The following is a 14,785-nucleotide window of genomic DNA, read 5'->3' on the forward strand; positions in this document are numbered from 1 at the left end:
ACGTGCGAATGTGACCAGGCCGCGGCCCGGCGTCGATGGCATGTCAACTCAGGAAGACAGCAATGGACTACTGCTCCTCGTGTCGTCGGCACCTCAATGGCGCCCTGGTATGCCCCGGGTGCGGTGCCTACGCTCCCGACATCGCCCCGGCCACCGTCGCGGGCCGCCCCGTCCCGGCCCGGGCCACCGCCGCACCGAAGGGCGCGGCGGTCAGCGCGGCCACGGCATGGGAGCTCACGGCCCCCGAGACATTGCACGACGGCCGCCCCCGCCCCGAGGAGCTCGTCGCGGTCGGCGGCGGCGAGGCCCCGGAAGCCGACGGGGCCGTCGACCCGGACAACGTGCCCCCCGTGCCGCAGGGGCGGGCGGCACGGCGGCGCCAGATGGCCCGCTGGAAGAAGAACCAGCGCCGGGCCGTGGTCGCGACCGCCGTCGCCCTCGTCGGAGGCGGTCTGACCCTCGCGTCGATGGACCGGCACTCCGGGGACCGAGCACAGGCCTCCACGGCGCCGGACGTCGCGACCATGGGCGCCGGAGAGAAGCAGGCGACGCAGCCCACCGTCCCGTCGCCGGCCCGGCCCGGCACCCACCGCTCCTCGCGCACTCCCGCCACGCAGTCGCCCGCGACCCACCTCCCGAGCCGGCGGTCGGCCGCCACGGCGCCGTCCAGCACGCCACCGAGCGCCCGGCCGGACGCCGCCGCCGTGCCTCGTACGACGACGTACATGGCGTCCGCGGCGTCCGCGCCGCAGACGGCTCACGCGGCCGGTGCGCCCGCGGCGCCGGTGCCGCAGCCGACGGTCTCCTCCCCGTCCACCGGCGGAACGGGCTCCGGCGGCTCCGGCACGGCCACCCAGCAGCCGTCCGCCCCCGCCGCCGGCAACGGCACCGGTGCGGGCAGCTCCCAGACGAGCCCGGCGGCGACCGCGACCTCGCCCGCGCACCTCTGCCTGCTCGTGGTGTGCCTCGGCTGACCGTCCCCCTGGATTCCTGCCCGCCCCCTGACCGCGTCCGCGCCGACCGCGCCCTCGCCCGGCGATGAGCGGCCCGAGGCCCCGCCTCGAGGCCGCGTGCGGTCAGGGGCGCGTGACCTCGACCACCCAGGGGCTGTCCACGCCGCGCGGCCCGTACCAGGCTCCGCCTGATGAACCCGATGTACCACCTCGTGGAGAAGGTCAACGGCAGGCGGTCCAAGCACTGGTGGATCCGCCTGGGCACCAAGGACAGCGACACCTCCTTGACGGTCGCCTCCAACCTCGCCGCCCGCCTGCACGAGCTCGGCGAGGACGTCGACATCAAGCACTACTGGGACACCGGCCACGGAGCGAACGAGGACGCCGGGGACTTCGTCACGTGGATGGGCAGGGTGACGGGCTGCACCAAGTAGGCCCGCACACACCCGAATCGACCGATCCTGCAGCCGGGCACGGCGACAACTCGTGCCCGGCTGCCGGGTGTTCGTGTCGGCCGCGCGAGGACGATGCGGCCGAATCGTGACGCCTCACCCACGACGGATGGGGAGACCGTGATCGCGTCGCGCTCCCGTACCAGTAGGCTGGGACCCGCTCCGGCACCCCCACCATCACCCGCCCTGGCGGAGTCATGGCCGGCGGCGGTCGAGTCGTCACACGGCATTCGTCTCACGGCATGAGGATGAAACAACAGGTGCTGATCGCGGGCCGGTACCAGCTGAACACCACCATCGGGCGGGGCGCGATGGGAGAGGTCTGGCGGGCGTACGACCAGATGCTCGGCAGGCCCGTCGCCGTCAAGCTCCTGCTCACCCAGAACGCGGACCCCACCGCCGACTCCCGTTTCCGGCTGGAGGCCCAGACCGCGGGACGGCTCCACCACCCCCACGTCGTGGGCGTTCTCGACTTCGGTGAGCATGAGGGGCGGCTGTTCCTGGTGATGGAGCTGGTGGAGGGCGACAGCCTCTCCCGGGTGCTCTCCGACGACGGACCGCTGCCCGCCGAGCGGGTCGCGCACATCGCCGCTCAGGCCGCGGCCGGGCTCGCCGTGGCCCATGAACAGGGCATCGTGCACCGGGACATCAAGCCGGGCAACCTGCTCCTCGACGCGGGCGGCACGGTGAAGATCGGCGACTTCGGCATCGCCCGCTTCATGGACGACCCGTCAGCAGCGCTCACGGCGACCGGGCAGATCGTCGGTACGAGCCTGTACATCGCCCCGGAGCGCGCCCTGGGCAAGCCCGCGGGACCGGCCAGCGACGTGTACTCGCTCGGCTGCGTGCTCTACCAACTCCTCACCGGGCACCCGCCGTTCCGGGCCGACACCCCGATCGCGATCCTCCACCACCACCTGGACACGCCCCCCGTACCGCCGCGCGAACTGGGCGTCGGCCTGCCGCCCGCCTTCGAGAACTACCTCCTGGGCCTGCTCGCCAAGCGCCCCGAGGACCGGCCCACCGCGAGGCAGGCCGCCGACTGGTTCGCCACCGGCGCCTGGCGGGGACGTCCCGAACCACTCCCGGCCGCGGCCCGCCGGCCGCATCACGCCACCGTGGCCGCGCCGGAGCCGCCGGTGCTCCCCCGCCCGGAGACGGGCCCGCCGACGACCTACAAGCTGCCGTCGGCGCCCGCGGGCCCCGGCCACCGGGCGGCCCACCGCCAGCGACCCTCGACGGCACCCCACCGCCAGCGACCCTCGACGGCACCCCATCGGGAACGCCCTTCGGCGGGGGCCCAACGCGAACGCCCGCCCACGGCCACGCGGGGTGAAAGACCGTCGGCGGGCAGCCGTCGGGGGCGGCCGTCGATCGGCGGATTCGTCACCCGTCGGCCGCGCGCGGTGGGGCTGATCGCCGCGGCGGCGCTGTTCCTCACGGCGATGTTCGTGGGGATGGCGGTGTTCTCGCCGGACAGCAGCTCGGCGGAGACACCCAGCCAGACGCAGTCGAGCCCGGCCGCACCGGCGCCCTGACGGTTGGTCGGGAGGGAACAGGAGGTGGCCTCAATTCCCTTGCCTGGGTGGGCGGTTGAGTTGACAGAACGTTGACCGGACGAAAACGGAACGGTGGTGGTGGCGGGCTGTATGTTCACCCGCATGCCCCCACAGCCCCCACGCCTGCCCGTGCTCCCGTACCGCAAGCCCACGCGGGGGCGCGACTACTGGATCCTCGACGACGTGCTACCGAACGTGGACGAGGTCCGGGCCCGTTGTCTGGCCAAGGACGACTGGACCAAGGGGTACCCGTACACGCAGGAGAGCTGGCCCGGACTGCGCACGATGCCGGGGCTCGAACCGGGTGAACTCGCCCGCGTCGAACGGTTGGTGCGCAAGGAGACCGGCGCGAACAAGCTCTGGCAGGAGACCGCCCCGGGCGGTGGCACCCTCAACCACAACTGCATCCAGGTCGTCGGCAAGGACGAGGGCGAACCGCGCCCGCACACCGACTCGCGCGCCCTGTGCCGCTACGCGGCCGTGCTCTACCTCAGCCCGAACGTCCCCAAGGACTGCGGCACGAGCTTCTACCGGCAGAGCCTGCCGGGCGGCGTCCTCGGCGGCAACATGGTGCAGGCGCCGCACACCAACCTGGTCGAGGCGCTGGGCACGCGATACGTCTCGCCGGACGCGTTCACCGAGGACGTACGCGTGCCGCAACGCTACAACCGGCTGCTCCTCTACAAGGCCAACATCATGCACAGCGCCACCGGTTACTGGGGCAGCGACCTGGAGGAGAAGCGCATGACGGCCGTCTTCTTCTGGATGGCCTGACGGGCCTCAGCTCAGGCCGAGGTTCTGGAGCGCGGTCGTCCAGTCCGAGATGAGCGCGTTCTGCGCGTCCGGCAGGGCCACCTGCCCGGCGCACACGGCCTTCTTGAGCTTGTTCTCGACGGCGTCCTTGTTACCGGCGTTCTCCGTGCCGTACCGCGGCTGGGGCCACAGGTTCTGCTCGCTCCTCGGCGCGCCGCCGAGTTCGAGCGGCACGAAGTGGTCTTCCTCGTAGTCCGCGGTGCTGGTGTCGGTGTAGCCGTACTCGACGATCTGCTTCTTCTTCAGCGCGGTGGTGTACGAGGCGGACGGCCGCACGGTCGCGGTCCAGCCGGAGACACAGATCGTGGAGTCGATGGTGTCCTGCGTGACGTCCGGGTTGAGGGCGCCGGGCTGGCAGCTGGGGTCGGGGAGGGGGAGGTAGTCCTGGCTGCAGGACTGCGCGTGCGCGGTGCCGGCGGTGACGGTGAGGCCCGCGGCGGCGAGGGCGAGGCTGGAGAGGGAGGTGACCAGGGAGCGGGATATTCGGGACATGGGGGTCTCCCGGTGTGGTGCCCAGCATATTTCCGGGCGGTCGTGAGCATGACAGCACCGGGATTTCTATGCGGGTAGACCCCTTTGCGGGTCCGGGAGATGTTTGGTTGAAGGTTTATCCATGCCATGACGGCGGATTGTGAAGTCATGGGCATGCCTTGGGTGTTGGTTCACCCGGTTGTACGGGAGGTGGCGAGGACCGGGCGCACCCGGCCCTCACCCCATTTCTGGCGGGCCGTCAGCGGGACGGCGTGAGCGGAAGAGCGTCGGTGTACGCGTTCACCGGCTGGGTGATGCGCTGGACGTTACGTGCGTCGAGCGCGACCGGCGCGGACTTCGTGCCCAGGATCCCGCCGGGATGCCAGGTTCCGGTGACGGACACCCAGGTGTTGGCGGGCAGGGTCGGAGCCCCGTAGACCCGCACCTTGACGGACTGGGCGTCCGCCGCGCAGCACGTGAAGATGATCCGGGTCAGATACCAGCCGCCGCCCTGCCCCTCGGGCGTGACGAAGCCGCTCATCTGGATGCTGCGCGTCCTGATGGCCTGCGCGCGGTCCTGCTGCACCCGGGTGGTGAAGTCCGTGAGGGTCATGGGGAGCGGTGAGGCCGACGGCAGTGGGTCGAACCGCTTCTGCACCTTCACCGCCCTGGGGGCCTCGCGCGAGGCGGTGTACGCGCCGAGCGCCGGTGGCGCGTAGAAGAGCAGGCTGAGCGCGGGCAGGAACAGCAGCCAGGCGATACGGGGCGCGGTGGAGTGGTCGTGCCCGGGCGCGTGCCCTTCGAGACGGCCGTGCCCGGGCGCGCGCCCTTCGGAACCGTCGTGGCCGGACGCGCGCCCACCGGGCCCGTGGTCATGACCGTGTGCATGCCCCGCCGGGCCCTCCTGACCGGGCACGCGCACCTCCGGTCCACCGAGACCGTCGGCGCACATCTGCGGACCACCGAGACCGTCCCCACGCACCTCCGGACCACCGAGAGCCGCGTGCGTCTGCACGCCGCCGTGGTCCCGCGGGTGCCCGTCCGGACCGCCGCCTCCGTGACCGTCCTGAGGCGGCTCGCTCTCCCGGTCCAGCGCCGCCCCCGCGAGCCCGAGTACGAGGAGCAGCACGCCCGACGCGACCAGATACGGCCGCAGCCCGGGCCGTACGTATCTGAGGCACAGGTCGGTGAAGAGGGAGGCGTGCAACAGGCCGAGCCCGCTGAGGACGAGCAGCAGCACCTGAGCGGGGCGCTTCACAGCAGGGCCCCTCCGATCAGCACGCTGCAGACGACCGCGACCACCGTCGTCGCGCTGGAGAAGCGCAGCGCGAAGGCCCGCCCGAACGTGCCCGCCTGAAGCGCGATCAGCTTCAGGTCGACCATCGGCCCGACCACCATGAACGCCAGCCGGGCCAGCGGTGAGAAGCCGCTGAGCGAGGCGGCCACGAAGGCGTCGGCCTCCGAGCAGACCGCGAGAACGACGGCGAGGGCGGCCAGCAACAGCACCGACAGCCAGGTCGAGCCGGAGAACGTGTCGAGCACGGAGCGCGGGACCGTCACGTTGAACGTGGCCGCCGCCATGGCCCCGAGCACCAGGAAGCCGCCCGCGTGCAGGAAGTCGTGCTGGAAGCCGAGCCGGAACTCGTTCCACCGGCCGTGTCCCGGCCGGTGCCCGGTGTGGCGTACGGCCGTCCTGAGCCACTCCTCGCGGCCCAGCCAGAGCCACAGCCAGCCCATCACGGCGGCGGTGGCGAGCGAGGCGAGCAGCCGGGCCAGGACCATGGCGGGGCTGCCGGGGAAGGCGACGGCCGTGGCGGTCAGCACGACCGGGTTGATGGCGGGGGCCGACAGCAGGAACGCGAACGCGGCGGACGGGGTGACTCCACGGCTGATCAGGCTGTTCGCGACCGGCACCGACGCGCACTCGCAGCCGGGCAGCACCACCCCGGCGACCCCCGCGACCGGGACGGCGAGCACGGGCCGCTTCGGCAGCACCCGGGTGAACACGCGGGCCGGCACGAACGCGTTGATCGCGCCGGAAAGGGCCGTGCCGAGCAGCAGGAACGGCAGTGCCTGCACGGTGATGGCGAGACAGACGGTCCGCCAGGCCGCGACCGCCGGGTCGTCGGGGCCACGGACGGCGACGACGGTCACCGCGGAGGCGATCACGGGGAGCACGACGAGGAGCGACCAGGGCAGGGGCCGAGGGCGTACGGGTTCGTCGACGGTCGCCGCGGGAGCCGCGGCGACGACCTCGGCCAGCTCATCCGTTTTCTGCATGCTCGCTCCGAAAGGTCGGATGTTCTGACTGAACATAGCGGGCACCGCCCCTCCCTCCGGGGCACCGCCACGCGCGGAGTTTTTCGTAATGGGATCCATTTTCATGTAGCGTTTCGCCCCACCCACCCACGAGGTCCACGGAGGAGGCCCCCATGGCCGTGCCCAAACGAAAGATGTCCCGCAGCAACACACGTCACCGCCGCGCCCAGTGGAAGGCCACCACCCCGTGGCTCGTCCCCGTCACGGTCGACGGCGTGCGCCACCTCGTACCGCAGCATCTGGTCAGGGCGTACGAGCGCGGGTTGCTGCGCCCCGGGGACTGAGCGGCGATGGCGTACCAGACGGAGATCCAGGACGACCGCCTCCCCGTCACCGTCCTCTCCGGCTTCCTCGGCGCCGGCAAGACCACCCTCCTCAACCATGTCCTCGGCAACCGCGAGGGCATGCGGGTAGCGGTCATCGTAAACGACATGAGCGAAGTCAACATCGACGCCGCCCTCGTCCGCGGCGGCGACGCCGCTCTCTCCCGCACCGAGGAACGCCTGGTCGAGATGACCAACGGGTGCATCTGCTGCACCCTGCGCGACGACCTGCTGGAGGAGGTCGACCGGCTGGCCCGCGAGGGCCGCTTCGACTACCTCCTCGTCGAGTCCTCCGGCATCAGCGAACCCATGCCGGTGGCGGCCACCTTCGCCTTCGCCCGCGACGACGGCGCCACCCTCGGCGACCTCGCCCGTCTGGACACGATGGTCACGGTCGTCGACGCGGCGAACTTCCTGCCGGAGCTGGCCGGCGGCGACGAACTCCTCGCACGCGGCCTGGACCAGTACGAGGACGACGAGCGCACGGTCAGCGATCTGCTGGTGGACCAGATCGAGTTCGCCGACGTCATCGTCGTCAACAAGCTCGACCTGGTCGACGCGCAGGCCGCCGACCGCCTCCGGGCGGCCCTCGCCCGCCTCAACCCGGCGGCCCGCATCCTCCCCGCGGTCCGCGGCCGGGTCCGCCTCCACGACGTCCTCGGCACCCGCCTCTTCCACCTGGACCGCGCCCAGCAGGCACCCGGCTGGGTACGGGAACTGAACGGCGACCACGTGCCCGAGACGGAGGAGTACGGCATCTCCTCCACCGTCTTCCGCGCCGAACGCCCCTTCCACCCCGGCCGGTTGTGGACCTTCGTCACCGAGGACATGGACAGCGGCGCGTTCGGGGAGATCCTGCGCTCCAAGGGGTTCTTCACCCTCGCGAGCCGTCCCCACGTCACCGGACTGTGGTCGCAGGCCGGTTCCGTGGCCCGCTTCGAGCCCTCGGCGGCCCGCGACACCGACGGCCCGTACGCGCAGGAACTCGTCCTCATCGGGACGCGGTTGGACGCCGGGGCCCTGCACTCCGCCCTCACCGGCTGCCTGCTGCGGGACGGCGAAGGCCTCCCCGACGTCGATCCGTTCCCCGCCTGGGACACCTACGGCATCGACGACACCTGCGAACACGAACACACCATTCCCACCTAGGAGTTGCCCGATGCGCGTCGCGTTCGTCGGCAAGGGCGGCAGTGGCAAGACCACGCTGTCCGCCCTCTTCGCCCGCCACTTAAGCCGTTCCGGCGCCCCCGTCGTCGCCATCGACGGGGACATCAACCAGCACCTCGCCCACGCCCTGGGCCTCGACGAGGACGAGTCCTTCCCGGCCCCGCCGCTCAGCGCGCACCTCGGCGAGGTCAAGGACTTCCTGCGAGGCACGAACCCACGGATCGCCTCCCGCGAGGCGATGATCAAGACCACTCCGCCGGGCCGCGGCTCCCGACTGCTGCGGCTGCTCGGCGACGACGAGATCCACGCCCGGCATCTGCACGAGGTCGGCGGGGTGCCGCTGATGGTGACCGGCGCCTTCGACGAGAGCGACCTCGGTGTGGCCTGCTACCACTCCAAGCTCGGCGCGGTCGAGCTGTACCTCAACCATCTCGTGGACGGCTCCGGCGAGTACGTCGTCGTCGACATGACCGCCGGCGCCGACGCCTTCGCCTCCGGCCTGTTCACCCGCTTCGACAAGACGTTCCTGGTCGTCGAGCCGACCCGCAAGAGCGTCTCCGTGCACCGCCAGTACCGGGAGCACGCCGCCGAGTTCGGCGTCCCGGTCGCCGTCGTCGGCAACAAGGTCGCCGACGAGGACGATCTGCTCTTCCTCAAGGAGCACGTGGGCGACGACCTGGTGGCCCACTGCGTGCGGTCCGACTTCGTACGCGCCCAGGAACAGGGTCGGGCAGAAGGCGAGTTGGAGCCGCACAACGCGCATGCGCTGCGCCTGCTTCGGGACGCCGTCGACGCCCGCACGAAGGACTGGGACGCGTTCCAGAAGCACGCCGTCGAGTTCCATCTGCGCAACGCCGCCGCCTGGGCCGACCGGGCCACCGGGCACGACCTCGCCACCCAGGTCGACCCGGACTTCCGCCACGGCCCGGTGGCGCTCGCACCCGGCCACTGAATCCGAACCGCAGCAGCCCCCTCACACAGACAGGACGCCCCTGCATGTCTCTCGACGTCTCCCCGCAGCTGCTCGCCGAAGCCGAGACGGGCCCGGTGCGCGAAGAGGACTTCGTGGACACGGTCCGCACCTCCCTGCCGTACGCCTACGATCTGATCGCTCGTCTGGCCGCAGAACTGCGCGGCGGCACCGCGGAGTTCGCCGACAACCAGACCCCGCCGCCGTCCGAGAAGGAGCGCGGGCAGCTGCTGCGCGCGCTGTCCAGCGACGCGATCCGGGGCAGCCTGGAGCGGCACTTCGGGGTGGCGCTGGCCTTCCAGAACTGCCACCGCGTGGCCGTCTTCCGTCCCGAGGACCGCGGCGGCGCGACCCACACCCGCTTCACGTCGCTGCGCGCCCAGATCCTCAACCAGTCACCCGAGTTCCGCGACTGCTGACCTCCCGGCCCGGACCCCGGCGGCTCACGGTGTGACGACCCCCACATCGTGGGCCGCGGATTTTACCTGCGGAAAAGGTTCTTGACTCCCGTCGCACGCGTACCCCTGGGCGTCCGAACAACCAGGAGGTGCCATGCGCATTTCACGGAACGCGGCGGGAACCGTCTTCGTGGCGGGCGCCCTGATGCTGACGCTGACGGCGCTCGCCTATCCCACCATGCTGGGACTGCAGACCACGTCGAGCGCCCCTAACCGCGTGATCGCGAACACCTCGGCGGGGCCGCTGACCGAGGCGGACCGCGACTTCGTCGTCAAGGTACGGGCCGCGGGCCTGTGGGAGTTCCCCTCCGGGGAGCTGGCCCTGAAGAAGGGCACGTCCCCGGCCGTGCGCACGGCGGGACAGCACCTGGTCAACGGGCACGTCAACCTGGACATCACCTGCCGCAAGGTGGCCACGCAGCTGGGCATCACGCTGCCGAACCAGGCGAGTCCGCAGCAGCAGGGATTCGTGGCCACGCTGACCTCGGACCAGGGCAAGCAGTTCGACCAGGACCTCGCGAACATCCTGCGCATGACGCACGGCGCGATCTTCCCGGTCATCGCCAACATCCGCGCCACCACCAGGAACACCCTGGTCCGCCAGCTCGCCGACCAGGCCAACGACACGGTCCTCGACCACATCACGGTGATGGAGCAGACGGGTCTGGTGAACTTCGACCAGGTCCTGTTCCAGCAGACGACACCGCCCAAGGACCCGAAGAGCAACCTCACCCCGCCGGCGCCACAGCCCGGCGAGCCGACCGTGGTCCTCTCCCCGCCTCCGGGCTTCACACCGCCGCCGTCGACGACGCCCTCGCCCGTGCCGACCACGGGCTGAGCGAACGTCACGTGCGGGGCCGACGGGACCCGCCCCCCGCCCCCCACATCCGGGGCCCGTCGGCCGAATCTCAGAAAGGAGGGCCCGGCGCTCACCGGGGGAATAGAGCGCCGGGCCCTTTGGAGGATGGCCTAGAAGAACGCCGGAGGCGTCATACGCCGGGCGCCATGCGCGGGGCGCCATACGCGGGGCGTCGTACGCGGGGCGTCGTACGCCGGGCGTCATCGCGGGGCGTCATGCGCGGCTGCGGGAGGTGCGTCGCCGGGCGGCGAACGCGATACCCGCGCCCGCCGCGACCAGCGCCGCCGCACCGGCCGCGATCGGCAGCGCGTTGCCGCCGCCGGTCTCGGCGAGACCGCCGGGCGGGGTGGACGAGCCCCCGTTCGGCGTCGGCGCCGGAGGCGTGCTCGACACCTCGGCCGGCGGGGTCGAGGTCGACGCCGACGGGGAGGCCGGGGTGGCGGGGCTCGACGCGGGCGGGGTGGTGACCGGCGCGGACGCGGGCGGCGTCGAGGCGGGCGGGGTGGTCGCCGGGGTGCTCGGCGACGGGGCCGCGCAGTCCTTGGTACCGCCGTTCCAGGACGCGATCAGCTTGTCCTTGATGACCGGGCGGTCCGGGCCCTTGGGCAGGTCACCGTGCTCGAAGCCGTCGTTCGCGCCGAAGTCGCCGTCGAACTTCACCTTGCCCCGGTACAGGTCGATCTGCCCGAAGCAGCCCGCGTCCGGAACCGCGATGTCCAGCGAGTCGGTCTCCCCCTGCTTCACCGTCACGGAGTCGAAGTCATGGAAGACCTGCGGGCCGGAGATGTTGAAGGTGGCGCCGTGCGTCCGGTAGGAGGCGAGGGAGGCCGTGCAGGTGGACGCTTCACCCGCGGCCCGCACCTTGATGTGGACCTTGCCGTCCTCGGTCGGCTTCAGGTTCTGGTCGTCCACCCGGACCGAGTCGGTGAAGGCGGTGCCGTCCAGCGAGAACTGGCAGCGGTCGGCCTCGGTGACCGTGCCCGGGCCTGTGCCGGACGCGTAGCCGTGGCCCGCCCTGTCCCAGCCGTCGCCACCGGGCGTGTCCGTGGCCCAGGCGGCGCCGCCGGTCACCGCGGTGAGAGTGAGCGCCGCGGCACCCGTCCCCAGCAGGCGGCGTACGGTGACATGTCTCGCATCGGGCATGCGGTCCCCCAACTTCATGAGCCGAGACCCGGCTACGGCAGCTGGCAGCGCGAAGCCGCCGGGACCGTGGCCGGGAAGGAGTGGTCGAAGAGAAACACTGCGCTCACTGGTCACATGAGTCACATTGCGAGCACATATTCGATCAGCGCCCGGGGCGTGTCAACCTCGTTGAAACCATGACGACTTCACTGGTCATCACGTTTCGGCCACATTGGGAATGACTCATTCCGTTCACCCGGCGAGCCCGAGAAGACCTCGACCGCCGCACGGACGACCAGCCCATGGCTGGACGACACCTTCGACGACCCGCGGGACGAGGTCCTGCACGAGTACGAGGCCGGGACCGGGCGTCCCCTACTCGGCGCCCTGCTCCGCCGGCCGGGCCAGTCCCGCCGTCCACTTCTCCTCGATGCGCCCGACCTTCCACACCACCAGGGCGAGCACCCACGTGGCGAAGAACATCGCGACGATCACGAACCCGAGGGTGTTGAGGTCGACTCCCGCGATCCAGTCCCAGAACACCCCGTGCAGCCGGAGCTTCTCGGCGAGCAGGCCGAGCAGCTCGACCGTGCCGATGATCAGCGCGACGGCCACGGACAGACCCGTGATGGTGAGGTTGTAGTAGACCTTGCGGACCGGCTTGGAGAACGCCCACCCGTACGCGAAGTTCATGAACGAACCGTCGATCGTGTCGAGAAGCGACATGCCTGCCGCGAAGAGGACGGGCAGGCACAGGATCGCGTACCAGGGCAGACCCGAGGCGGCGCCGGAACCGGCCAGGACGAGGAGCGCGATCTCCGTGGCGGTGTCGAAGCCGAGGCCGAAGAGCAGGCCCAGCGGGTACATCTGCCAGGGCTTGGTGATCGACCTCATCACTCGGCCGAGGATGCGGTTCATGAAACCGCGGTTGTCGAGCTGCTCCTCCAGGGCCGCCTCGTCGAACTGTCCGGAGCGCATCTGCCGGAAGACCTTCCAGATGCCGGCCAGGATGACGAGGTTGATCCCGGCGATGACGTAGAGGAAGGTGCCGGAGACCGTCGTGCCGATCAGGCCCGTGATGTTGTGCAGTTCGGAGTTGTCGTCGCGGACCGGCCCGGCCAACGTCCTGATGCCCAGCGAGAGCAGCAGCGCCAGGCCGAAGACGACGCTGGAGTGACCGAGCGAGAACCAGAACCCGACCGACAGCGGACGTTGTCCCTCACCCATCAGCTTCCGGGTGGTGTTGTCGATCGCGGCGATGTGGTCCGCGTCGAAGGCGTGCCGCATCCCCAGCGTGTACGCGGTCACGCCGATGCCGACGCCGAAGGACTTCTCGCCGATGCTGTAGTGCTCGGGCGCGACGATCCCGACGAGCGTGAACCAGCCGATGACGTGCAGCGCCAGCACGAACGCGGCCATCCCGCCGAGTCGGCCCCACTCCTGCCGCGTGATGGACATGCGCATCCGGGAGGAGGACGGAGGCATGGAGTGGGGCCTTTCTTCGCGGGGAGGTGCAATCCCCTCTTTCTCCGGGTACTGCGATCCCCACCTTGGTGCAGCAGTGTGCTAGTTGCAAGAAAGTCGCAGTAAAGCCTCGGCGGTTCCGGCGGGGCGGCGCGCGGGCCGGGCGGCGGGAACGGGTCCCCCGCACGGGTGACTTCCGATGCCCACCCCTCGGCTTGGGAACTTCTTTACCTTCATGGTCGGTTCAACGGGCAGCGGGTCGGCGTACGGCGTCAGCGGTCGCCGGCCGGCAGCGAACAGACGATGAGTGCGACCAGTGAAGGAGCGACACCGGCATGGTGTTCAAACGGCTGCTCGGGGCGATCGGCGTAGGCGGCCCCTCGGTGGACACGGTCCTCGACAGGAACACCGCGCGGCATACGGCACCCAGCCGGCCCCCGGCGGACACGCCCCGTACGCGGATCACGGCCACCACGGCGATCACCACGGCAGCCCTCACGGCCATCACCACGGCGGCCCTCACGACGGGCACCGCTCCGGTCCGGGCATCGGCACGGCGGTCGCGGCGGGCGCGGCCGGGCTGGCCGTCGGGGTGGTCGGCGGGATGGTCGCGGCCGAAGTGGTCGACGAGATCGGGGACTTCTTCGAGGGCGACGAGGAGGAGGACGCGTAGAAGAACGGCTAACCCATCCGCTCCACCGCTTCCTTGGCCTCCACCAGGTCGGCCCCGGTGATCTCGCGATACACCTTGATCGCCTGGATCTTCTTGCCGTCGCGCACCAGGGCGGCGACCTGGTCCAGGACGGGGTCGGCCTGGTGGAGCCCCAGGTGGTCGAGGATCAGGTCGAGTTTCCGCTCGACCCGGGCGATCCGGCGGTCGGCGCGTCTGATCCTGCTCTCGACTCCGGCGATGCCCGAGAGGAGAAGCCCGCAGACGACCAAGGCAGCCCATATGTCCATGGTCCGCGATCCTAGGGGTGGACTTCCGCGGGAGGCCCGTCGGGCGCGCGCGGCGATGCACGTGTGGTTGCTCACTTCCCGGTGTAGGCATCGATCAGGGCGAACGTGGCCTCCGCCCGCTCGATCTGGGGCAGATGGCCCGCCTCGGGGATCACCTCCAGGCGGCCGTCGCCGAACGCGGCGGCATAGGCCGCGCCATAGGCGGGTGTGACGATGCGGTCGCTCTCACCCCACAGCAGAAGGGAGGGGACCTGGACGCGCCCCAGGCGGCGCAGCAGCTTCGGGTCGTGCATGTACGGGTCACCGGCGACGGTCCGCAGGGCGGCCATATCGGCCTGTCGTAGCGCGAGTTGGCCGGCCGGGACAGCGGCCGGGTCGACGTGGAAGCGGTCGGGGTCGTGGTAGGCGTGCTCGGCGACCCCCCGGGCGTCGAGGGCGAAGAAGTCCGTGATCGGTTCGCCCTCGACCGCGACTCCGACGGCGTCGATCAGGACGAGTCCGGTGATCACCCCCGCCTGGTCGCGTACGGCCATCTCGGCGCCGATCCAGCCGCCGAGCGAGGAGCCGACGACGAGCACGTCGCGCAGCCGCCGGTCGTGGAGGAGGTGCAGATAGGCCAGGGCGAGATCGTCGACGCCGGTGAACCACTCGGGGCGTGGGGTGCCGTTCCAGCCGGGGTGGGTGGGGACGATGGTGTGTGCGGTCCGTGTCAGATGGGCGGCGAGTCCGGTGACGGTGGCGGGGCCTCCGCCGCCGTGCAGGATCAGCACGGGTCGTCCGGTGCCGGATTCGGCGAGGGTCAGGTTCAACTCGGGGTTCGGTCCAGCCACTTGGAGTTCGGTCATGACCGAGGACTGTAACTAAGCATCCTTATATAAGCAACCTTAGTTGTCAT

General features: G+C 71.0%; 16 protein-coding genes and 1 pseudogene. 10 read left to right on the forward strand and 7 right to left on the reverse strand.

Going from position 1 to position 14,785, the window contains the following annotated elements:
- The first annotated feature begins 62 nt into the window (after positions 1-62).
- The 4 genes from ASC56_RS40640 (at position 63) to ASC56_RS16655 (ending at position 3,738) form a co-directional block, all read left to right on the forward strand.
- On the forward strand, positions 63-974 hold the full coding sequence (locus ASC56_RS40640) for a hypothetical protein (protein ID WP_055492190.1): 912 nt from the start codon (positions 63-65) through the stop codon (positions 972-974).
- Between the two features lie 170 nt (positions 975-1,144).
- A complete protein-coding gene (locus ASC56_RS16645) occupies positions 1,145-1,387 on the forward strand; it encodes a hypothetical protein (protein WP_199836008.1) in 243 nt (80 codons plus the stop codon).
- A gap of 260 nt (positions 1,388-1,647) precedes the next feature.
- Positions 1,648-2,943, forward strand: a complete 1,296-nt coding sequence (locus ASC56_RS16650; protein ID WP_371330070.1) for a protein kinase — start codon at positions 1,648-1,650, stop codon at positions 2,941-2,943.
- A 123-nt stretch (positions 2,944-3,066) separates the two neighbouring features.
- Entirely contained in the window at positions 3,067-3,738 is a 672-nt protein-coding gene (locus tag ASC56_RS16655; RefSeq protein ID WP_055492263.1) for a DUF6445 family protein, read from the forward strand.
- Between the two features lie 6 nt (positions 3,739-3,744).
- Here the strand turns inward: ASC56_RS16655 and ASC56_RS16660 are convergent, their stop codons facing one another.
- From ASC56_RS16660 to ASC56_RS16670, 3 genes are all read right to left on the reverse strand, one after another.
- On the reverse strand, positions 3,745-4,269 hold the full coding sequence (locus tag ASC56_RS16660) for a hypothetical protein (protein ID WP_055492193.1): 525 nt from the start codon (positions 4,267-4,269) through the stop codon (positions 3,745-3,747).
- A 238-nt stretch (positions 4,270-4,507) separates the two neighbouring features.
- Complete coding sequence (locus tag ASC56_RS16665) at positions 4,508-5,506, reverse strand: TIGR03943 family protein (RefSeq protein WP_055492194.1); 999 nt, start codon at positions 5,504-5,506, stop codon at positions 4,508-4,510.
- A complete protein-coding gene (locus ASC56_RS16670) occupies positions 5,503-6,528 on the reverse strand; it encodes a permease (RefSeq protein WP_371330071.1) in 1,026 nt (341 codons plus the stop codon). The genes ASC56_RS16665 and ASC56_RS16670 overlap by 4 nt, the downstream gene beginning before the upstream one ends.
- Before the next feature lie 152 nt (positions 6,529-6,680).
- On the opposite strand from ASC56_RS16670, the gene rpmF reads away from it, so the two are divergent.
- From rpmF to ASC56_RS16695, 5 genes are all read left to right on the forward strand, one after another.
- Positions 6,681-6,851, forward strand: coding sequence for a 50S ribosomal protein L32 (rpmF, locus tag ASC56_RS16675; protein WP_055492196.1), 171 nt, complete (start codon positions 6,681-6,683; stop codon positions 6,849-6,851).
- Positions 6,852-6,857: 6 nt separating this feature from the next.
- Positions 6,858-8,039, forward strand: a complete 1,182-nt coding sequence (locus tag ASC56_RS16680) for a GTP-binding protein (RefSeq protein ID WP_055492197.1) — start codon at positions 6,858-6,860, stop codon at positions 8,037-8,039.
- A 10-nt stretch (positions 8,040-8,049) separates the two neighbouring features.
- Positions 8,050-9,009 (forward strand): adenylyl-sulfate kinase, encoded by a 960-nt coding sequence (locus ASC56_RS16685; protein WP_055492198.1) that lies wholly within the window; start codon positions 8,050-8,052, stop codon positions 9,007-9,009.
- A 44-nt stretch (positions 9,010-9,053) separates the two neighbouring features.
- Positions 9,054-9,446 carry an SCO5389 family protein gene (locus ASC56_RS16690; protein WP_055492199.1) on the forward strand — a complete coding sequence of 131 codons (393 nt, stop codon included), beginning with the start codon at positions 9,054-9,056 and terminating at the stop codon, positions 9,444-9,446.
- Between the two features lie 133 nt (positions 9,447-9,579).
- Entirely contained in the window at positions 9,580-10,323 is a 744-nt protein-coding gene (locus ASC56_RS16695) for a DUF4142 domain-containing protein (protein WP_055492200.1), read from the forward strand.
- Positions 10,324-10,557: 234 nt separating this feature from the next.
- Here ASC56_RS16695 and ASC56_RS16700 read toward each other — a convergent pair whose 3' ends face one another.
- Positions 10,558-11,487: a hypothetical protein gene (locus tag ASC56_RS16700; protein WP_055492201.1), complete on the reverse strand. Its 930-nt coding sequence runs from the start codon at positions 11,485-11,487 to the stop codon at positions 10,558-10,560.
- Between the two features lie 354 nt (positions 11,488-11,841).
- The gene (locus tag ASC56_RS16705) at positions 11,842-12,951 is read right to left on the reverse strand and encodes a HoxN/HupN/NixA family nickel/cobalt transporter (RefSeq protein WP_199836009.1); all 1,110 of its coding nucleotides are present in this window, start codon (positions 12,949-12,951) and stop codon (positions 11,842-11,844) included.
- Between the two features lie 382 nt (positions 12,952-13,333).
- On the opposite strand from ASC56_RS16705, the pseudogene ASC56_RS42795 reads away from it, so the two are divergent.
- A pseudogene (locus ASC56_RS42795) lies at positions 13,334-13,603 on the forward strand (sporulation protein); the annotation flags it as partial.
- An 8-nt stretch (positions 13,604-13,611) separates the two neighbouring features.
- Here the strand turns inward: ASC56_RS42795 and ASC56_RS16710 are convergent.
- Positions 13,612-13,890 carry a ribosomal protein L7/L12 gene (locus ASC56_RS16710; protein WP_055492202.1) on the reverse strand — a complete coding sequence of 93 codons (279 nt, stop codon included), beginning with the start codon at positions 13,888-13,890 and terminating at the stop codon, positions 13,612-13,614.
- 71 nt (positions 13,891-13,961) lie between these two features.
- Positions 13,962-14,735 (reverse strand): alpha/beta fold hydrolase, encoded by a 774-nt coding sequence (locus tag ASC56_RS16715; RefSeq protein ID WP_079102543.1) that lies wholly within the window; start codon positions 14,733-14,735, stop codon positions 13,962-13,964.
- Between the last annotated feature and the right edge of the window lie 50 nt (positions 14,736-14,785).

The sequence above is a fragment of the Streptomyces sp. TP-A0356 genome, from assembly GCF_001417775.1.
Lineage (GTDB): Bacteria > Actinomycetota > Actinomycetes > Streptomycetales > Streptomycetaceae > Streptomyces.